General features: G+C 71.8%; 17 protein-coding genes. 11 read left to right on the top strand and 6 right to left on the bottom strand.

Going from position 1 to position 18,580, the window contains the following annotated elements; genetic code table 11:
- Nucleotides 1–56 precede the first annotated feature (56 nt).
- Nucleotides 57–1,580 carry a hypothetical protein gene (locus ABGB17_RS11965; RefSeq protein ID WP_347628511.1) on the bottom strand — a complete coding sequence of 508 codons (1,524 nt, stop codon included), beginning with the start codon at nucleotides 1,578–1,580 and terminating at the stop codon, nucleotides 57–59.
- A gap of 352 nt (nucleotides 1,581–1,932) precedes the next feature.
- Between ABGB17_RS11965 and ABGB17_RS11970 the strand changes: the two genes are divergently transcribed.
- Nucleotides 1,933–2,466: a MarR family transcriptional regulator gene (locus ABGB17_RS11970; protein WP_347628697.1), complete on the top strand. Its 534-nt coding sequence runs from the start codon at nucleotides 1,933–1,935 to the stop codon at nucleotides 2,464–2,466.
- 142 nt (nucleotides 2,467–2,608) lie between these two features.
- Here ABGB17_RS11970 and ABGB17_RS11975 read toward each other — a convergent pair whose 3' ends face one another.
- Entirely contained in the window at nucleotides 2,609–4,324 is a 1,716-nt protein-coding gene (locus tag ABGB17_RS11975) for a S8 family serine peptidase (protein WP_347628513.1), read from the bottom strand.
- Between the two features lie 167 nt (nucleotides 4,325–4,491).
- Here ABGB17_RS11975 and ABGB17_RS11980 point away from each other — a divergent pair, with 167 nt between their 5' ends.
- From ABGB17_RS11980 to ABGB17_RS11995, 4 genes are all read left to right on the top strand, one after another.
- Nucleotides 4,492–5,445, top strand: a complete 954-nt coding sequence (locus tag ABGB17_RS11980) for a tetratricopeptide repeat protein (protein ID WP_347628515.1) — start codon at nucleotides 4,492–4,494, stop codon at nucleotides 5,443–5,445.
- A gap of 178 nt (nucleotides 5,446–5,623) precedes the next feature.
- Entirely contained in the window at nucleotides 5,624–7,033 is a 1,410-nt protein-coding gene (locus ABGB17_RS11985; protein WP_347628517.1) for an NAD-dependent malic enzyme, read from the top strand.
- A gap of 52 nt (nucleotides 7,034–7,085) precedes the next feature.
- Nucleotides 7,086–7,772 carry a GNAT family protein gene (locus ABGB17_RS11990; protein ID WP_347628519.1) on the top strand — a complete coding sequence of 229 codons (687 nt, stop codon included), beginning with the start codon at nucleotides 7,086–7,088 and terminating at the stop codon, nucleotides 7,770–7,772.
- A gap of 151 nt (nucleotides 7,773–7,923) precedes the next feature.
- Entirely contained in the window at nucleotides 7,924–8,499 is a 576-nt protein-coding gene (locus ABGB17_RS11995; RefSeq protein WP_347628521.1) for a hypothetical protein, read from the top strand.
- A 137-nt stretch (nucleotides 8,500–8,636) separates the two neighbouring features.
- Here the strand turns inward: ABGB17_RS11995 and ABGB17_RS12000 are convergent, their stop codons facing one another.
- Complete coding sequence (locus tag ABGB17_RS12000; protein ID WP_347628523.1) at nucleotides 8,637–9,308, bottom strand: hypothetical protein; 672 nt, start codon at nucleotides 9,306–9,308, stop codon at nucleotides 8,637–8,639.
- Nucleotides 9,309–9,493: 185 nt separating this feature from the next.
- Between ABGB17_RS12000 and ABGB17_RS12005 the strand changes: the two genes are divergently transcribed.
- Entirely contained in the window at nucleotides 9,494–10,072 is a 579-nt protein-coding gene (locus ABGB17_RS12005) for a YqgE/AlgH family protein (RefSeq protein WP_347628525.1), read from the top strand.
- On the opposite strand, the gene ABGB17_RS12010 is transcribed toward ABGB17_RS12005, so the two are convergent.
- The gene (locus ABGB17_RS12010) at nucleotides 10,065–10,685 is read right to left on the bottom strand and encodes a TetR family transcriptional regulator (RefSeq protein WP_347628527.1); all 621 of its coding nucleotides are present in this window, start codon (nucleotides 10,683–10,685) and stop codon (nucleotides 10,065–10,067) included. The two genes, ABGB17_RS12005 and ABGB17_RS12010, sit on opposite strands and share 8 nt — an antisense overlap.
- A gap of 136 nt (nucleotides 10,686–10,821) precedes the next feature.
- Here ABGB17_RS12010 and ABGB17_RS12015 point away from each other — a divergent pair, with 136 nt between their 5' ends.
- From ABGB17_RS12015 to ABGB17_RS12035, 5 genes are all read left to right on the top strand, one after another.
- Nucleotides 10,822–12,390, top strand: coding sequence for an MFS transporter (locus ABGB17_RS12015; RefSeq protein ID WP_347628528.1), 1,569 nt, complete (start codon nucleotides 10,822–10,824; stop codon nucleotides 12,388–12,390).
- Between the two features lie 27 nt (nucleotides 12,391–12,417).
- Nucleotides 12,418–12,666: a DUF3039 domain-containing protein gene (locus ABGB17_RS12020; RefSeq protein ID WP_347628530.1), complete on the top strand. Its 249-nt coding sequence runs from the start codon at nucleotides 12,418–12,420 to the stop codon at nucleotides 12,664–12,666.
- Between the two features lie 79 nt (nucleotides 12,667–12,745).
- A complete protein-coding gene (locus ABGB17_RS12025; RefSeq protein ID WP_347628532.1) occupies nucleotides 12,746–13,627 on the top strand; it encodes a zinc metalloprotease in 882 nt (293 codons plus the stop codon).
- A 79-nt stretch (nucleotides 13,628–13,706) separates the two neighbouring features.
- Complete coding sequence (locus ABGB17_RS12030) at nucleotides 13,707–14,396, top strand: hypothetical protein (RefSeq protein WP_347628534.1); 690 nt, start codon at nucleotides 13,707–13,709, stop codon at nucleotides 14,394–14,396.
- Between the two features lie 245 nt (nucleotides 14,397–14,641).
- Complete coding sequence (locus ABGB17_RS12035; protein WP_347628536.1) at nucleotides 14,642–16,399, top strand: DEAD/DEAH box helicase; 1,758 nt, start codon at nucleotides 14,642–14,644, stop codon at nucleotides 16,397–16,399.
- Between the two features lie 252 nt (nucleotides 16,400–16,651).
- Here the strand turns inward: ABGB17_RS12035 and ABGB17_RS12040 are convergent, their stop codons facing one another.
- Together ABGB17_RS12040 and ABGB17_RS12045 are read right to left on the bottom strand one after the other, a co-directional pair.
- Nucleotides 16,652–17,227: an isochorismatase family protein gene (locus ABGB17_RS12040; protein WP_347628538.1), complete on the bottom strand. Its 576-nt coding sequence runs from the start codon at nucleotides 17,225–17,227 to the stop codon at nucleotides 16,652–16,654.
- A 31-nt stretch (nucleotides 17,228–17,258) separates the two neighbouring features.
- Nucleotides 17,259–18,545, bottom strand: coding sequence for a nicotinate phosphoribosyltransferase (locus ABGB17_RS12045; protein WP_347628699.1), 1,287 nt, complete (start codon nucleotides 18,543–18,545; stop codon nucleotides 17,259–17,261).
- Between the last annotated feature and the right edge of the window lie 35 nt (nucleotides 18,546–18,580).

An 18,580-nucleotide genomic window follows, 5' to 3' on the forward strand; every position in this document is an offset into this window, starting at 1 on the left:
CCTTCTCACCTTCCGTGGCGATAGGTCAGCGGAGTGGCACGTCAGGGGTGGTACGCCTACGGACGCGGCGCCGGGCCGACCGGCAGCGTCGGGTACGGCGACCCGGGCACCGGCGTCTGCGGCGGGTAACGCACCACGCCTCCGGCCGGCCGGCCGCGCAGGGCGGCCGAGTGGTGGCGTGCCCCGCCGCCGAAGTGGGAGGCGTGCAGGCGGCAGGTCGCGAAGTCGGTGTAGAACATGCGCAGCCAGTCGCGCCGCTGGCTCTCCGCCAGCGTGGAGAACCACCCCGCCGCCGCCTGGTGGCCCGCCAGCGGCCCCGCGGGCAGCGGGTGCCCGCGCAGCCAGGCCGCCACGATGGCGCGGTACCCCTCGGCCGCGGTCCCCTCGCAGGGCCGGGTCAGCCCGCCGACGAACTCCGACGCCGCGCGGTCGGCGTACCCGGGGGCGAGGTCGTCCACGTGGATGGTCACCACGCCGGGGCCGGGGTCACCGGCGTCGTCGCGGGAGCGCTGCTCGACCCGGGAGAACGCGGCCGGCGTGCCGGTCAGCCGCGCGGCCATCGTGGTGAACTCGGCGCCGAGCTCGGTCAGGCCGGCGCGCATGCCGGGGTGCACGCACACCGTGATCGGCCACTCCTGGCAGCTGTAGGCCATCGGCTCGGCCGCGGCCACCGCCTGCGGGCGGGTCACCATGCGGGCCATGCCCGCGCCGGCCACCAGCACCGCGAGCACCGCCAGGGCGAGCGCGAGGGGGCGCCGGGTGACGACGGCCGTCCAGGCGAGCAGCAGGGCGCCGGTGACGCCGAGCAGCCACAGCGCCTGGTCGGTGAACGCGGCCTGGCTGAGCCCGGTGAACGGGTCGTACGGCTCGGCGACACCCGGCGCGAGCCTGGCCGCCCACGACGGGCCGCCCACCGGGCTCGCGGTGAGCAGCACGTAGCTGCCCGCGCCCGCGGCGAGCGGCGTGAGCGTCCACGGCAGCGCCCATCCGGCGATCCACCCGAGCACCGCGTACAGCGCCAGCCCCGCCGCCCCCACGGCGAGCCCGGTGGGTGCCAGGTGCCCCGCCTGCTCGGTCAGGAAGGCCTTCATGGCGAGCACACTCACCGTCGCCCCGAACGCCCCCACCACGACCGCGAGGATCGCCAGCGGCGCCCTCAGCACCCGCCACCCGGGCACCCGTCCCCGCGCGGCGCCGCCGCGGCGCAGGCCGAGGCGCACGCGCCAGGTCAGACCGCCGCGCGTGCCCTCGGGCACGCCGTCACGCCGGTTCAGACCGCCGCGCGTGCCCTCGGGCACGCCGTCACGCCCGGCCGGGCCACGGCGGACGCGCCGAGGTGTGCCGCCGCGGGACGGTGAGGCGCGGCGGGCGCGTACGGCCACCCACGCGCCGAAGGCGGCGGCGACCGGGCCGGTCAGGCGCAGCGACCCGATGACCGCCACGACGAGGTTCTCCCATGCGGAGACGCCGGGTACCAGGACGCTCCACGCGGCGAGCAGGCCCAGCGCGAGCAGCGTCCCTACCGCCACCAGCGCGCTGTGCTTCAGCTCCTCGCGTGAAACGCCCCTTTGCTCAAGCACGGCCCCGCGTGGACCGGAGAACCGGCCACGCAGTCCGCACGTCGTTCGTGCCGTTCACTTTCAAGACCCCCGTTGCCTGGATGAGTGGCGCGCCATCCGGATGCCGGCCCCTTGGCATCCTCCGCCCGGCCGCCTTCGCCGCCGCCGGTCCGTTCACGGGATCACGTGTGATGCCTCGCGCCGGACGGCAGGGCTTTCCCCATGCTTTGGGTCGGGCTTTGCCGCGCCTCACCTCTTGACGTGCCCACCTTAACGGAGCGTGATGTTTGGTGTCCCGCTTCTTGGGTACGGATGGCAATTCCGGTCACCCAGTGTCAGTGGACGCGACAGGCGCTAGCGTAAGCGTGTGTCAATCGGTGTACCTAAGCCGCTCAACCTGCCGTTCGACCCCATCGAGCGCGCCGCGGACACGTGGCGCGTGCACTTCGGGCCGTCCTCCGCCATGGCAGCCGTCACGTCGATCATGAGAGCGCATCAGATCCTGCTCGGGCAACTGGACACGCTGCTCCGGCCGCACGACTTGACCTTCGCGCGCTACGAGGCGCTGGTGCTCCTCACCTTCAGCCGCACCGGCTCTCTGGCGTTGTCGCGCATCGGCGAACGGCTGATGGTCCACCCGACCAGCGTCACCAACACGGTGGACCGCCTGGAGCGCGCCGGCCTGGTGCGCCGGGTGCGCAACCCCGCGGACGGGCGCGGCATCCTCGCCCAGATCACCGAGAAGGGTCGCGAGGTGGTCAAACGGGCCACCGACGACCTCATGGCCGCCGACTTCTGCCTCGGCATGTACGGCGAGTCCGACCTGGTGCACATGTTCGACCTGCTGCGCACCATCCGCGTGGCGGCGGGCGACTTCCCCGGCGAGGCCAAGGCCCCGGACGCCTGAGCGCCGCCTCCCGCGGTGACCGCCGCCCGTCCCGCGCAGGGGCCGCCGGCCCTTCCGCGCCGGTCACGCGGAAGGGGCCCGCCCTGTGCGGACGGGCCCCTTCTTCGGGGTGGCCGGTGACCCGGCCGGTGGTGCGTGCGGCTTACCGGACGGCGCGCAGGGCGTCGACGATGCCCTTGCCGTAGAAGCCGTTGGAGAAGGTGCTGCCCTCGCAGGTGTGGGTCGCCGTCACCGTCTGCCCGCTCGGCAGGATGCGGGTGTAGGTGTACGCCGGCGGGGTCGGGCACGGGGTCTTGGTGGCGGTGCCCTTGAGGATCGCCTCCACCAGGTTCGGGTTCATGGTCTTGCCGCCGCGCCAGTCACGCGTGCCGTACTTGCTCACGATCAGCGCCGCGACGCCGGCCGCGCGGGGCGAGGCCATGGACGTGCCCTGCAGGTACTGGTAGTACGCGCAGGTGGTGCCCTTGCAGTCCTTCACCACGTAGTCCACCGTGGGCTCCCCGTTCTCGTCGATCTCGCCGAAGGCGATGGCGAGGGACTTGGGGTAGGCGGACAGCGTGGCCTTGCTGACGTCCCGCGTGTTGCCCGGCGTGTCGTAGACGTCGCCACCGGGGGAGGCGACGTCGACGTAACCGTTGCCGAAGCTGGAGAAGTACGACTTGCGCTTGCTGATGCCGGTGGAGGACACCGCGATCACGTTCTGGCCCTCACCGGGCATGGACAGGCAGCTCGCCGGGATGGTGCGGGTGCGGGGGGCCTCGCCGGGCACGCTGGCGAAGTTCGGGCTGCCGCTGTCGACGTAGGTCTTGGTGTAGTCGGCGGCCTGGTTGCCGGCGGCGGCGACGAGGGTGACGCCCTTGCGGTGCGCGTAGTCCAGGGCGCGCTGCGCGGCGGCGATGATCGTCGCCTGCTCGGCCCGGTCCTCGGGGGAGTCCGCCGGGTTGTCGGTGCAGTTGAACAGCCAGGGGTCGATGTAGTAGCTCATGTTGGCCACGTCCACGCCGATGTCACCGGCGTAGGTCAGGGCGTCCACGGTCGACTGCAGGAAGAAGTAGCCCGAGTCCTGACCGGCGCGAAGGTTCACCAGGGTGACGCCGGGGGCGACACCGGTGACGCCGAGCTTGTTGATGGGGGAGGCGATCGACGACGCCACGTGGGTGCCGTGACCGTTCTCGTCCACGTCCGCCGGGTCGTTGCACGACTGGTCCGGCTCGTCCTCGCAGGGGCCGTCCACATCTTCGCCGTTGGCGTCCACGGGGACGTCGACCGTGAAGTTGCGGCTCAGGGCGCCGTTGAAGTTGGGGGCGATGTCGGGGTGTGAGCCGTCGATGCCGGTGTCGAGTACAGCGACAAGCACCTTCTTGTCGCCCTTTTCGTACTTGTGCGCCTCCTCGGCGTGGATCTGCTTCATGTCCCACTGCAGATCCGAGAGAGGCTCGGCCTTGGTGCTACGGCCGCGGTGCACCGTGCCGTACCCCCGGCCTTCCTTCTCGATGGCCTTGGCCAGCTCCGCCGCGCGGGCGGCTTCGCTCGCCCTCGCGCTCTTGGGGACGCTGCCGATGCTGCGGTCGTGCGCGACGCCCTCGACGGCGCCACTGGCCCTGACCGCGTCGGCGAAGCCTGGGTTCTGCGTCGACACCGTGGCCAGGCCGACCGCGGTGTTCACTTTGAGGACGCTGCCGCCCGCCGCTTCGATCGCCTTCTGGGCGTCCGCGGCGACGGCACCTTCCTTGTACAGGACGACGTACTGGGTCGTGGTCGCCGGCGCGGCCTCTGCCGGACCTGCTTGCGCCGGGTTGGCCGCTGTCGCCGCGATCAGTGCGGCAGCCGCGGTTACGACGATGACGCGTCTCAACACCCACCTCCAAGTGAGCTGAACTTCTGCGGAGTTCATATTTCGGGATAACTCCGCGTCGTGACAGTCCCGTGAGGATTTGCGATAAAGGTGTGACATAGCGCCGTGCGCGGCCGGTTACCGTCCCCACGCGATGCTGAGCACCCGGCGGATGCGGCAGGATTAGGGGTATGAGCCCAGCGGACTTCACTCGACCGGCATCGCTGCAGGGGGCGGTGGACCTCGGCGCGCGCAAGCAGGCCCTGGAGGCGCAGGCCCGCCGCGAGGCGGCGGCCGCCAAGGCGTCGTCGGAGGGCGCGCCGCCCCCGGGTCCGGCGGCGGTCATCGACGTCACGGACGCGACCTTCGCCACCGAGGTCATCGAGCGCTCCATGCGGGTGCCGGTGATCCTCGACCTGTGGGCCACGTGGTGCGAGCCGTGCAAGCAGCTCAGCCCGATCCTGGAGAAGCTCGCCGCCGAGGCCGCGGGCCGCTGGGTGCTGGCCAAGGTGGACGTCGACGCCAGCCCGCAGATCAGCGGGGCGCTCCAGGTGCAGAGCATCCCCACCGTGCTCGCCGTTTTCCAGGGGCAGGCCGTGACCGGCTTCCAGGGCGCGCTGCCCGAGGCCCAGGTGCGGCAGTGGCTCGACCAGTTGATGACCGCGCTCGCGCAGTACCTCCCGCCCGAGGGTGAGCAGCAGCCCGGCGCGCCCGCCGCCGATGCCCCGCAGGCCGACCCCGATCTGCTCGCCGCCGAGAAGGCCGTCGACGAGGGCGACCTCGACGCCGCGGCCGCGGCCTACGAGCGCCTGCTCGCCCGCTCGCCCGCCGACCAGGACGCCAAGATCGGCCTCGCCGGCATCGGCCTGATCCGCCGCACCGAGGGCCTCGACGCCCGCGACGTGATCGACCGCGCCACCGCCGACCCCAAGGACGTCGAGGCGCAGACCCAGGCCGCCGACATCGAGATGCTGAGCGGCATGCCCGAGGCCGCCTTCGACCGGCTCATCGCCCTGGTCCGCCGCACCTTCGGCGACGACCGCGACCGCGCCCGCCGCCACCTGCTCGGCCTGTTCGACGCCCTGCCGCCCGGCGACCCCGTCGTGGTGAAGTCCCGCCGCGATCTGGCCAACGCGCTCTTCTGACCGGCTCTCCGGCCGCCCGGGGTCACCCCGGCGGCCGGCGGGGCCGTCCACAGGTGCGGCGTGAGCTACCGGTCTGGTCTGGCACGATGGATATCCCCTGAAGTGCAGGCTGGCCGGATGCGCGATCACGGGCACCCGAGCGAGCTCGACCACACACACCGCAAAGGAGCGGATTGACGTGGCGACCGTGCCGAGCGTGTCCTACTCGATCACCGTACGTCTGGAGGTCCCGGCCGGGGGCAAGGCGGTCAGCCAGCTCACCCACGCCGTGGAGAACGCCGGGGGAGTGGTGACCGCCCTCGACGTCACCACCGCCGGGCACGAGACCCTCCGCATCGACGTCACCTGCGCCGCCAAGGACACCGAGCACGCGCAGGCCATCGTCGACAGCCTCGGCCAGGTGGGCGGCGTCGTCCTGCACAAGGTCAGCGACCGCACGTTCCTCATGCACCTCGGCGGCAAGATCGAGATGCAGTCCAAGGTGCCGCTGCGCACCCGTGACGAGTTGTCGATGGCGTACACCCCCGGCGTCGCCCGCGTGTCCATGGCCATCGCCCGCAACCCCGAGGACGCGCGGCGCCTCACCATCAAGCGCAACACCGTGGCCGTGGTCACCGACGGTTCGGCCGTCCTCGGCCTCGGCAACATCGGCCCCGCCGCCGCGCTCCCCGTCATGGAGGGCAAGGCGGCCCTGTTCAAGCGCTTCGCGGGCATCGACGCCTGGCCCATCTGCCTGGACACCCAGGACGTCGACACCATCGTCGAGGTCGTGCGCTGCCTGGCCCCCGGCTTCGGCGGCATCAACCTGGAGGACATCTCCGCCCCCCGCTGCTTCGAGATCGAACGCCGCCTGCGCGAGCTGCTGGACATCCCCGTCTTCCACGACGACCAGCACGGCACCGCCATCTGCGTCCTGGCCGCCCTCACCAACGCCCTGCGCGTGGTCGGCAAGTCCCTCCCCGAGGTCCGCATCACCATGGCCGGCGCCGGCGCCGCCGGCACCGCCGTCCTCCGCCTCCTGATGGCCGCCGGCGCCCGCCACCTGGTCGTCTGCGACTACCTGGGCGCCGTGCACAAAGGCCGCGACGACCTGGACGACTCCCTGCGCTGGATCGCCGAGAACACCAACGCCGAGGGGTACAGCGGCGACCTGAGAGGCGCCGTGAAGGGCGCCGACGTCTTCATCGGCGTCTCGGCCCCCGGCATCCTCACCGGCGACGACATCGCCACCATGGCCGACTCCGCAGTGGTCTTCGCCCTCGCCAACCCCGACCCCGAAGTCTCCCCCGACGACGCCAGAGAGCACGCCGCGGTAGTAGCCACCGGCCGCTCCGACTACCCCAACCAGATCAACAACGTCCTGGCCTTCCCCGGCGTCTTCCGCGGCCTCCTCGACGCCCAGTCCCGCACAGTGACAGAAAGCATGCTCCTGGCCGCCGCCACCGCGCTGGCCGGCGTCGTCTCCCCCGAGGAACTCGGCCCCAACTACATCATCCCCAGCGTCTTCCACCCCGACGTCGCCACCACAGTCGCCGCCGCCGTCAGCAAAAGCGCCGGCGGCCGCGTCCGCGGCCTGACCGAGGCCTGAACGCGTCCCCGCCGGCGGCCTCACCCGGAGTCCGCCCCCCTCAGCGCTTCCCATGGACCTCCCGCCCGATATCGTGACGCCTCGGATCGAGCGGGAGGCGAGGACGATGGCGTACAGGCTTGACGCTCCGCTACTTGAAGGGACCGTCGTACGGCTGGAGCCGCTGGACCACCGACACGCAGCCGACCTGGCCGTGGCGGCGGAGGAAGGGCGCGAAGGATTCGCCTTCACCTGGGTACCACGGGCACACGAGGTCAAGGAGTACATCGACGCCCAACTCGCCCGCGCCGCCACCGGCAAACTGGCGCCGTACGCACAGGTGGAGGTGACGTCCGGCCGGGCAGTGGGCGCCACCGCCTACTGGGATCCACGATCGTGGCCCGGACGGGACGACCTGTGCGCGGTGGAGGTGGGCTTCACCTGGCTCGCCCCGTCGGCCCAGGGAACCGGCCTGAACCTGGAATCCAAGCTCCTGCTGTTCCGGCACGCGTTCGAGGTCTGGAATGTCGCCCGGGTCGATCTGAAGACCGACGCACGGAACATGCGCTCTCGTGCCGCGATCATAAAAGTCGGCGCACAGTTTGAGGGAGTTCTCCGGAATTGGTCCCAATCGTGGGCTCCGGGGGAGGAGGGCCGGCTTCGTGACTCGGCAGTGTATTCGATCATCGCGGACGAGTGGGCGGAGTGCCGGGAGATGCTGGAGAAGCGGCTGGCCGGCGTGATCGGACGCGGCGCTTGAGCCAGTCGGCGGTGATGCAGCCGGGAATGGGGGACATTCCTTTTATGCGGCGCACCTAGCTGGGCGGCCGTTTTTTCTGGACGCTTGAGAGAACCGTATGCGTGCTACGATCTTCGTTTGAATATCGGCTCGTAAATTGTGTGCTGGAAGAGTGTCCGATGATGACGGCGATGCATTCTCGGTGGCGTGTCTGATGGTCAGGCACGCATTCGCGGATGAATCCGCGCGAAACGATTACTTTGTCTGTGTCGCGGTACTTGCCGCAACCGATATGACGGAGTGCAGGCAGGCGCTGCGGAAGTTGTGCAAGTCCGGGCAGCAGCGGATTCATATGAGCAGCGAGAGCGACAGCCGTCGGCGCAAGATCTTGAGCCGGGTGCGGGAGCTCGGCGTCGAGGTTCATGTGTACCAAGCGGCGCTGGGATCGCGTCCGGGGCGAGTAGCGCGTGACGACTGTCTTCGCGTGGCGGTGCCGGATCTCGTGTCGATGGGGGTGTCACGTCTTGTGATCGAGTCGTGCGACCAGGATCGGCGCGACCGTCAGGTCGTGCATGACATGGTCGTGAAGGCGGGGGCCGGTGAACGCTTCTGGTACACGCATGACCGCCCGGCGTCGGAGCCGCTTCTCTGGGTACCGGACATCGTCGCATGGGCCTACGGGAAGGGAGGTGTGTGGCGTCAGCGGGCCGGTGGCGTCGTGGTGGCGGTGACGAAGGTCGGAGGGTGAAAACGCGAAACCCGGCCGACTCACCGTCCGGAGAGCTGCCGGGTTCACTTTCGCAGGCTACTGCCTGCGACTTCTCCATCATGCCTGCTCGGGTGGGTTGTAGTCAACTGGTTGCGGGGTGTGTCGGACAGTTGGCGTCACTTGAGGCGGCGGAGGGTCATGTGGGGGTGGATGTTGGGGACGGGGCGGGGCCAGATCATGGCGAGCCAGAGGAGGATGGTGCCGAGGGCGGTGAGGCCTAGGGCGGTGGCTACTTTTCCGTAGAAGTCGGTGGGGGGGCCGGTGTGGGGGAGGCTGCCGTCGCGGATCAGCGGGTTGTAGCGGGGGCCGGTGCGGATCAAGGGGTTGTGGTGGTGGCGGTAGGTGGAGGAGTGGGTGGAGCCGTCGTCGGAGGTGCTGCTTTCCTCGGTGCGGTAGGAGGTGGCCCGGTACTCGGTGTAGCCGCTGTCGGAGCAGGTGGAGCGGACCTGGTAGGTGGTGGTGCCCTGGCCCTCGATGGTGACGCCTATGCGGTCGGTCTGGCCGGGGTCGACGTAGACGGGGACGGTGCGCTCCACGCCGGGCCACAGGATGCCGTTGCGGATGAGTTTGCCGTCGTGGTGGACGGTGTACTCGGCGGCGTCGCGGTCGCGGGGGGCGGTCATGACGACCTCGGAGCGGCCGGTGGGGCAATCGGTGCGGCTGACGGAGACGCCGATGCGGGAGGTGCGGGGGTCGTCGCCGTCGGAGGCGTGTGAGACGCGGGTCGCCGGGAAGCCGGCGGCGGCGGCGCCTACGGCCAGGATGGCCACGAGGATGACGCGGCTCATGCGGGGCCTCCTCTGGTGTGACGGCGCGGTGCGCGCAAGGTTGTCCTCCGTTACCCGGCTCCGATACCGATCTTCGTCACTGACAGTGCCCAATTAAGTGCTCGTCGTAACATCCCTTCAGGGGAAGGGCTTAATGTGCCGGGGGGTGGGCGCGCGTTCCGGCTGTCACACGTCATGATGGATGCATGGCGGAGGCGATCTACGTCGGCAGGCTGCTGGTGGCGACGCCACTGCTGGACGACCCCAACTTCCGGCGCGGTGTGGTGCTCGTCCTCGAGCACGACGACGACGGCGGCACCCTCGGCGTCATGCTCAACCGGCCCAGTGAGGTCACCGTCACCCAGGTCCTGCCGTCCTGGGACGCCTTGGTCAGCGGCCCGCCCGTCCTGTTCGAAGGAGGGCCGGTGCAGACCGACAGCGCGCTCGCGCTGGCCGCGGTGCCGAGCGGTCAGGAGCCGCTCGGCTGGCGGCGGCTGCACGCGGGCACCTCGGCCGTCTCCAAGCTCGGCACGGTGGACCTCGACGCCCCGCCGGAGATCCTCGCCGGCGAGATCACCCAGATGCGCATCTTCGCCGGGTACGCGGGCTGGACGGCGGGCCAGCTCGAGGCCGAGATCCGCGACGGTTCGTGGTACGTCGTGGAGGCCGAGCCCGGCGACACGTTCGATTCGAGCCCCGCCAACCTGTGGCGTTCGGTGCTGCGCCGCCAGCCCGGTGAGCTGGCCTTCGTGGCGACCTGCCCGGACGACCCCAAGCTCAACTAGTGAAGCTGTCCGCCCCGGGCGTCAAAGCCTTCTCGCAGAGGTCGAGCGCGCGTTCCACGTCCGCCGCCAGGTCCCGTGGGCTGTTCTCGTCCACGGCGGAGGAGAACCCCACCCGGATGGCCGCGTTGACGAGCGCCACCAGCAGCCGGGGACGCAGGTCGGACGGCGGGGCGCCGAGCCGCCTGGCGACCTCCTGGCTGAGCTTCTCCTCGACCGCGGCCATCCGCGCGAAGCTCGACGCCAGCAGTGCCGGGTTGGCGTCGATCACGCGCCGGTGCTTGACGAACCGCTCGGTGTCCTCGGCGGAGTCGCCCTTGTCCCGCATCGCCCTGATGAACTCGCGGTACGCCGCGGCCAGCGCGGCCAGCGGCGGCTCGTCCGCGGGCCGGGCGGCGAGGGCGGCGGTGATGCGCTCGTCGTACTCGGCGGTGAAGTCGAGCGCGAGCTCCTCCTTGCTGCCGAAGTAGCGGAAGAAGGTGCGCGGGGAGACCTCGACCGCGGCGGCGATCTGGTCGACGGTGGTGGCCTCGAACCCCTGGGTGACGAACAGGTCGAAGGCGGTGTCGATCAACGCTTGCCGGGTCCGGTGCTTCTTGCGTTCGCGTAGACCCATGGCAGACACCTCCCGGACATCTTCACGACTTACTATGCCACAAGTCACCATGTGTCGGATAAAAGTGGTTGTCATCTGTCAGGGACTGACATAAATTACCGCCTGCTGACACAGATAGATACAGGGGGACTTTTCCATGGCACAAGCGCTGGCCGCGCGCCCCGACGCGCCAGTAAGACGTGGTCACGGCCATCCGTGGCTCACCCTCCTCGCCGTGGCGCTCGGCGTGATCATGGTGATGCTGGACGGCACCGTCGTCGCCATCGCCAACCCCGTGATCGGCCAGGAGCTCGGCGCCTCGCTCTCCGATCTCCAGTGGGTCACCAGCGGCTACCTCCTCTCCCTGGCGGTGTTCCTCATCACCGCCGGCAAGCTGGGCGACCTGTTCGGCCACAAGCGCGTCTTCATGGTGGGCATCGCCGGCTTCGCCGTGACCTCGCTGGCCATCGGCCTCAGCCAGTCCATCGGCCTGCTCATCGCCCTGCGTGTCCTGCAGGGCCTGTTCGGCGCGTTGCTCCAGCCCGCCGCCCTGGCGCTGCTGCGCGCCGCCTTCCCCGCCGAGCGGCTGAACATGGCCATCGGCATCTGGGGTGCCGCGATCGGCGTGTCGAGCGCCGCGGGCCCCATCGTCGGCGGCCTGCTGGTGGAGAACGTGAGCTGGCAGTCGGTGTTCTTCATCAACGTCCCGGTCGGCGTCGTCGCGCTCCTGGTCGGCTTGTGGGTCATCAGGGAGAGCAGGGCCGAGTCGCTGTCCAGGATCGACATCCCGGGTGTGGTGCTGCTGTCCGGCGCGATGTTCTGCCTGGTCTGGACCATCATCAAGGCCCCCGAGTACGGCTGGGGCGACGGCCGCACCATCGGTTTCGCCGCCGCGGCCGTCGTGCTGGGCGCGGCCTTCGTGTTCTGGCAGACCAGGGCCAGGGAGCCGCTGCTGCCCCTCGGCCTGTTCCGCAACGTGTCGGTCTCCGTCGGCACCGCGCTGATGGTGCTGATGGCCTTCTCCATGTTCGGCGCGATGTTCTTCCTGACCTTCTACTTCCAGGGCGTGCACGGCCTGTCCCCGCTGGAGTCGGGCCTGCGCCTGCTGCCGATGAGCGCCGGCATGATCATCGCGTCCCCGCTGGCCGGCTTCGCGCTGACCAAGCTCGGGCCGAGGATCCCGATCGCGGCCGGCATGCTGATCACCGCGATCTCGATGTTCCTGCTGTCCCGCCTGGGCCTGGAGGCCGGGTACGTCGACACCGCGATCCCGTTCGTGCTGCTCGCCTTCGGGCTCTCCCCGGTCATGGTCGGCGCCACCGAGGTCATCGTGGGCAACGCCTCGGTGGAGCTCAGCGGCGTCGCGGGCGGCATGCAGCAGTCCGCCATGCAGGTCGGCGGCTCCCTCGGCACCGCCGTGCTCGGCGCGCTGATCACCGCCAAGGTCGCGGACGTGCTGCCCGGCCACATGGCCGCGAACAACGTCCCGAGCACCCCGGCGCAGATCGAGGCGCTCAAGGGCCCGGTGTCCCTCGGCGTCGCCCCGGTGCCGCCGGGCACGCCGCAGCCCGTCGCGGACGCCCTCACCTCGGCCGCCCACCTGTCCTTCCTGGACGGCATGCACTACGGCTTCACCGTGGCCGTCATCGTCGCGGTGGTGGCCGCGGGCCTGGCCTTCTTCGTCAAGGCGGGCCGCAAGACCGACATGCCCGTGCACGCGGGCTGAGGCCGGACGCACGTAGACTCGGATTCCGTGAGCACGAAGATCCTTCCCGAGAGCGAGACCCGCCCGAACCTGTCGCACGGCGACGACGGGGACCACGAGCGCTTCTCGCACTACGCGGACAAGAACGAGATCACCGAGAGCATGGTCACCGGCACCCCGATCCGCGCCCTGTGCGGCAAGGTCTGGGTGCCGAGCCGTGACCCCAAGCGCTACCCGGTATGCCCGGAGTGCAAGGAAATCTACGAGGGCCTGCCCAAGGGCGAATCCGGCGACTGAGTGTCACTCCCGGCACAGGGGCGCCTACCGGGTTAGCGTCAGCACTCCGACCAGTTGACCTGGAGCGACGGGGGAGTGCATGGTCCGGCGGGCGGTGGCGGTGTCGTTGGTGTGCCTGTTCACGCTCGGTGCCGTGCCCGGGCCCGCGCGGGCGGCCGGGCGGTCGTGCGGCGGGCCCTCGCTCGTCGCGGCGCGCCCGCCCGAGCCGTACCACCCGGGGCCCGGTGAGGCCGCCCGCATGGTCGCGGCCATGCGGGCGCGGCTGCGTGCCGTCGCGCCACCCGTGCCGGCGTCCGTCATCGTGCCCGTCTGGGTGCACGTGCTCACCGAGGGCAGGCTGGGTGCGGACGACGCCGCGGTCACCGCGCAGATCGAGGCCCTGAACGCCGCGTACGGCGGGCGGCTCGGCGGCGTGGACACCGGCATCAGGTTCACGCTGCGCGGCGTGACCCGCACCGAGGAGCCGAGCTGGTTCCGCGACCCGCTGGGCAACGAGATCCCGATGAAGACCCGGTTGCGCAAGGGCGGCGCCGACACGCTCAACCTGTACGTCGGCCAGCTCGGCGAGATGGTGCTCGGCTACTCGACCTACCCCCACTGGTACCGGCTCCGCCCCTCCCTGGACGGCGTCGTCATCGACTGGCGCAGCCTGCCCGGCGGCGCCCTGCGCGACTTCGGCAGGGGCTACACCGGCGTGCACGAGATCGGCCACTGGTTCGGCCTGCTGCACACCTTCGAGAACGGCTGCGCCCCGCCCGGCGACCTCATCGACGACACCCCGGCCGAAAGCCGGGCCACGCAGGGCTGCCCGCAAAGCAAGGACACCTGCACCGAGCCGGGCGAGGACCCCGTGCACAATTTCATGGACTACTCCACCGACGCCTGCATGACCGAGTTCACCCCCGGCCAGGCCGCCCGCATGCGCGACATGTGGGCCGCGTTCCGCCTGCCCGTCGTCTGACGCCGATACCGACCGCGTCCGCTCGTTGACGCGGGGGCACCCCCGGAGCCGATACTCGGATGCACCGGGAGGAGAAGGCGTGGAGGAGCACCGTAGGAAACGCCGGCCGTACGGCGAGCCCGCGTGGCCGCCGCGGGAGCAGGAGGGCCTGCCCCCGTCGGCCCGCCTGTACGGCGCGCCCGCCGCGCCGTCCGGCGTCCGGGTGCCGTTGTGGGCGCAGCGGCTCGCCGTCGTGCTCGGCTCGATCGTCGCGGGGGTGACCGTGGTGGCCCTGGTGGTGTCCACGATCGTGAGCCGGGTGAACGCGCCCGACACCACGCGCCTCAGCGTGACGGACGGCCTCGCCGGGGTCACCTACCTCATGCCGCCCGGGTGGCGCGCCGGGGCGGTGCCCCCGGTGACCGGCTTCACCTCCTCGGCGGTGTACGGCGGGTCGGCCATCGTGATGACCCGGCCGGGCGACCCGGTCTCGGTCTCCGGCCCCCGGGCCGCCGCGTTGTCCCTCACCGAGCTGTACGGGCGGCTGCTGTTGCACGGCGACACCGTGGACACGGTGGACGACCGCTCCGTCGAGGTGGGCGGCTACACCGGCCACTCGCGGGCGCTGCGGGCCGGCTACAGCGACGTGGTGAACCGCCCGGCGTACCTGCGGGTCACGGTGCTGGCCAAGGAGGGCGGGGACGCGAGCGTGGTGATCGTCGGCATGGTCCAGCCGGACGACCCGCGGCGGCGCGCCGAGATCGACGGCATGCTGGCCCTGGTGAAGTAGCGGGTGAAGGAGCAGGTCACGGCCGTACGGGGAACCGCGGCCCCGCCGGATCCGCGGGGGACGGCATGTTCTGTCGGTGGTCCCCACTATCGTGGCTTCACTGTGAGGGAGCGAAACGACGACACGATCATGCGCCGGGGTGCCGCCCCGGCGGCCGGGAAAGGTTCTTGGAGGAGGAGGTCGGCGTTGAGCCTGTCCGCCGTGTGCCGCCCGCCGTTCCCCGGCCGCCCGTCCGGGGGGCGGGCGTGAGCAACTTCGCCGCGTCCCACCTTTCCCCGTCCTATCCCGACCGCGCCGCCTGGGGCACCGCGCCCCGGCTGCGGGCGTGGCAGCAGGAGGCGTTCGACCTCTACTTCCGGCGCGAGCCGCGTGACTTCCTCACCGTCGCCACCCCGGGCGCCGGCAAGACCACCTACGCGCTGCGCATCGCCAGCGAGCTGCTCACCCGGGGCGTCGTGCGGTCGGTGACCATCGTCACCCCCACCGAGCACCTCAAGCGCCAGTGGGCCGACGCCGCCGGCCGGGTGGGCATCCCCATCGACCCCGAGTTCAAGAACAGCCAGGGCGCCACCTCGCGCGACTACCTCGGCGTGGCGGTGACGTACGCCCAGGTGGCCATGCACCCGGCGCTGCACAGGGCCCGCACCGAGGCGCGCAAGACGCTGGTGATCTTCGACGAGATCCACCACGCGGGCGACGCGAAGTCGTGGGGCGACGGCGTGCGCGAGGCGTTCGAGCCCGCCGCCCGCCGGCTCGCCCTCACCGGCACCCCGTTCCGGTCGGACACCAACCCCATCCCGTTCGTCACCTACGCCGAGGACGGCGACGGCGTGCGGCGCAGCGTCTCCGACTACTCCTACGGCTACGCGCCCGCGCTGGCCGACAGCGTGGTCCGCCCGGTGATCTTCCTGGCGTACGCGGGGGAGATGCGGTGGCGCACCCGCGCGGGCGACGAGATCACTGCGACGCTCGGCACGCCGCTCACCAAGGACCAGCTCGGCCAGGCGTGGCGCGCGGCGCTCGACCCCAAGGGCGACTGGATCCGCCAGGTGCTCGTGGCGGCCGACAGGCGGCTCACCGAGGTGCGGCGCGGCATGCCGGACGCCGGGGCCATGGTGATCGCCAGCGACCACGAGACCGCCCGCGCCTACTCCCGGCTGCTGCGTGAGATCACCGGGCAGGGCGCGACGGTCGTGCTGTCCGACGACCCCGGCGCCTCCGCCAAGATCAAGCAGTTCACCGCCTCCGAGGAGCGGTGGCTGGTGGCGGTCCGCATGGTGTCGGAAGGGGTGGACATCCCGCGCCTCGCGGTCGGGGTGTACGCCACCAGCACCTCGACGCCGCTGTTCTTCGCCCAGGCGGTGGGGCGTTTCGTCCGGGCACGCAAACGGGGCGAGACCGCGTCGGTGTTCCTGCCGTCGGTGCCCACCCTCATGGGGCTGGCCGGCGAGATGGAGGCGCAGCGCGACCACGTGCTCGACCGCAAGCTGCCCGAGGAGGGGCTTGACGACTTCCTGGTCGAGGACGCCCAGCGCAAGAAGGACAATCCCGACGTCCTCGGCGACGAGCTGCCGTTCGAGACCGTGGAGGCGTCCGCGACGTTCGACCGCGTGCTGTTCGACGGCGGCGAGTTCGGCACCGGCGCCGAGCCCGGCTCCCCCGAGGAGGAGGACTTCCTCGGCCTGCCCGGCCTGCTGGAGCCCGACCAGGTGGCCGTCCTGCTGCGCAAGCACCAGGCCGACCAGCAGGCCGCCCGCCGCCGCCAGGCCGCCGAGCCCCGCCCCGAGCCCGCGCTCGCCCCCCACGAGGAGATCGCGGCCCTGCGCAAGGAGCTGAACGGCCTGGTCGGCGCCTGGAACCACCGCACCGGCCAGCCCCACGGCGTCATCCACGCCGAGCTGCGCCGCGTCTGCGGCGGCCCGGCCATCGCCCAGGCGTCCACCGAGGAGATCCGCAAACGCATCGACACCATCCGCAAGTGGGCCACCCAGCGCGGACGGTGACCGCGGGCCCGCGCGGAGGGGTGCTTCGGGATCCGGAGGCGGCCCTGGGGCTCAGACCGGGGCGACGGCCGGTCCCATGCCGACGGCGCGGAGCTCGGCGAGGCGGTCCGGTCGCGGTTCCGCGGGGCGACGGCCGGTCCCAGGCCGGCGCGGAGCTCGGCGAGGCGGTCCGGTCGCGGTTCCGCGGGGCGACGGCTGGTCCCAGGCCGGCGCGGAGCTCGGCGAGGCGGTCCGGTCGCGGTTTCTCGGAGCTCAGGCCGGGGCGACGACCGGGGTGCCGACCAGTTCGACGCCGGCGGTGCGGAGTTCGGCGAGGGCGGCGTCGGTGGTGGGGCGGGCGACGGCGGCGGTGAGGCCGAGGAGGACGCGGACGGTGAAGCCCTCGCGGGCGGCGTCCAGGGCGGTGGCGCGCACGCAGTGGTCGGTGGCGATGCCGACCACGTCCACCGCCTCCACGTCGCGGGACCGCAGCCAGTCGGCGAGGCCGGTGCCGTCCGCGCCGTGGCCCTCGAAGCCGCTGTAGGCGGCGCTGTGCCGTCCCTTGCTGAAGACCTCCTCGACCCGGGAGGTGTCCAGCGCCGGGTGGAACGCCGCCCCCTCGGTGCCCACGACGCAGTGCGCGGGCCAGGTGCGGGCGTAGTCGGGGTGGTCGGAGAAGTGGTCGCCGGGGTCCACGTGGTAGTCGCGGGTGGCCACCACGTGGTCGTAGGAGCCGGACGCGGCGTGCGGGCCGATGGCCGCCGCCACCCCGGCGCCGCCCTGGACGGCCAGGCTGCCGCCCTCGCAGAAGTCGTTCTGCACGTCCACGATCACCAGCGTGGTCTTCATCGGGGGTCCTTTCGCCGCGGGAGAGGGATCGTCAGGTGAACTCGGTGGGGATGGCCGCGTCCCCGGCCGACAGGTGGTGCGCCTCCTGAGGCAGCTCCGCCACCGACGCCCGGTGCCGCGCGCGGGCCTCGGTGAGCGGCTCGCGACCGACGATCTCGCCGCCGCGCACCAGCGGGCGCAGCAGCGGCCGGGTGCCCGCCGGCGCGGGGGCGTCCGGCACGGTGGACACCAGCTCGCACGACGCGACGCCGTTCTCCAGCGTCCGGAACGCCGTCTTGCGCCCGCCCCGGCTGGGTTTGCCCACCGACTGCTTGGCCACCGGCTGCACCGTGCCCCCGGCGTCCTCGCGCGCCACCAGCTTGTACACCATGGACGCGGTCGGCGCCCCCGACCCGGTGACCACCGAGGTGCCGACGCCGTACCCGTCCACGGGCGCGGCGGCCAGCGCGGCGATGGAGTACTCGTCGAGGTCCCCGGTGACGACGACGCGCGTGCCGGTGGCGCCGAGCCCGTCCAGCATGCGCCGCACCTCGTGCGCGGCGACCCCGAGGTCGCCCGAGTCGATGCGCACCGCGCCGAGCCGCGGCCCGGCGAGCTCCACCGCCGTGCGCACCGCCTTGGCGACGTCGTAGGTGTCCACCAGCAGGGTCGTGTCCGTGCCGAGGAACTCGAGCTGCGCCTCGAACGCGTCGTGCTCGGAGTCGTGCAGCAGCGTGAACGCGTGCGCCGCCGTGCCCGCCGTCGGCACGCCGTACAGGCCGCCCGCCATGAGGTTGGACGTGGACGCGAACCCCGCCAGGTACGCCGCCCGCGCCGCCGCGACCGCCGCCGCCTCGTGGGTGCGCCGCGACCCCATCTCGATGATCGGCCGCTCCCCGGCCGCGCGCACCATGCGCGAGGCCGCGGACGCCACCGCCGAGTCGTGGTTCAGGATGGAGAGGATCACCGTCTCCAGCAGCACCGCCTCGGCGAACGTGCCGTCCACCACCATGATCGGGGAGCCGGGGAAGTAGCACTCCCCCTCGCCGTACCCGTGCACGTCCCCCGTGAAGCGGTACCCGGCCAGGAACTTCAGCGTGCGCTCGTCCACCACCCGCCCGCGCCGCAGGAACCCGATCTCCTCCTCGCCGAACCGGAACGCCTCCAGGACGTCGAGGACCCGCCCGGTGCCCGCGACCACGCCGTACCGCCGCCCCTGGGGCAGGTGGCGGGCGAACACCTCGAAGACCGCCCTGCGGTGCGCGGCGCCGCTGCCGAGCGCCGCCTCCAGCATCGTCAGCTCATAGTGATCGGTGAGCAACGCGGCGCTCATGGGCATCTTCACAAGTCGAAGAGTACGCACGGGGTAGGGCA

The sequence above is a fragment of the Sphaerisporangium sp. B11E5 genome (assembly GCF_039871875.1).
GTDB lineage: Bacteria > Actinomycetota > Actinomycetes > Streptosporangiales > Streptosporangiaceae > Sphaerisporangium.

Excerpts from the sequence above, each read along its gene's own strand:
- ABGB17_RS11980 (WP_347628515.1), top strand. The coding sequence starts at position 4,492 with ATGAGCCCAGCGGACTTCACTCGACCGGCATCGCTGCAGGGGGCGGTG.
- ABGB17_RS12045 (WP_347628699.1), bottom strand. The coding sequence starts at position 18,545 with ATGCCCATGAGCGCCGCGTTGCTCACCGATCACTATGAGCTGACGATG.
- ABGB17_RS11990 (WP_347628519.1), top strand. The coding sequence starts at position 7,086 with ATGGACCTCCCGCCCGATATCGTGACGCCTCGGATCGAGCGGGAGGCG.
- ABGB17_RS12005 (WP_347628525.1), top strand. The coding sequence starts at position 9,494 with ATGGCGGAGGCGATCTACGTCGGCAGGCTGCTGGTGGCGACGCCACTG.
- ABGB17_RS12040 (WP_347628538.1), bottom strand. The coding sequence starts at position 17,227 with ATGAAGACCACGCTGGTGATCGTGGACGTGCAGAACGACTTCTGCGAG.
- ABGB17_RS12015 (WP_347628528.1), top strand. The coding sequence starts at position 10,822 with ATGGCACAAGCGCTGGCCGCGCGCCCCGACGCGCCAGTAAGACGTGGT.
- ABGB17_RS12010 (WP_347628527.1), bottom strand. The coding sequence starts at position 10,685 with ATGGGTCTACGCGAACGCAAGAAGCACCGGACCCGGCAAGCGTTGATC.
- ABGB17_RS12000 (WP_347628523.1), bottom strand. The coding sequence starts at position 9,308 with ATGAGCCGCGTCATCCTCGTGGCCATCCTGGCCGTAGGCGCCGCCGCC.
- ABGB17_RS12025 (WP_347628532.1), top strand. The coding sequence starts at position 12,746 with ATGGTCCGGCGGGCGGTGGCGGTGTCGTTGGTGTGCCTGTTCACGCTC.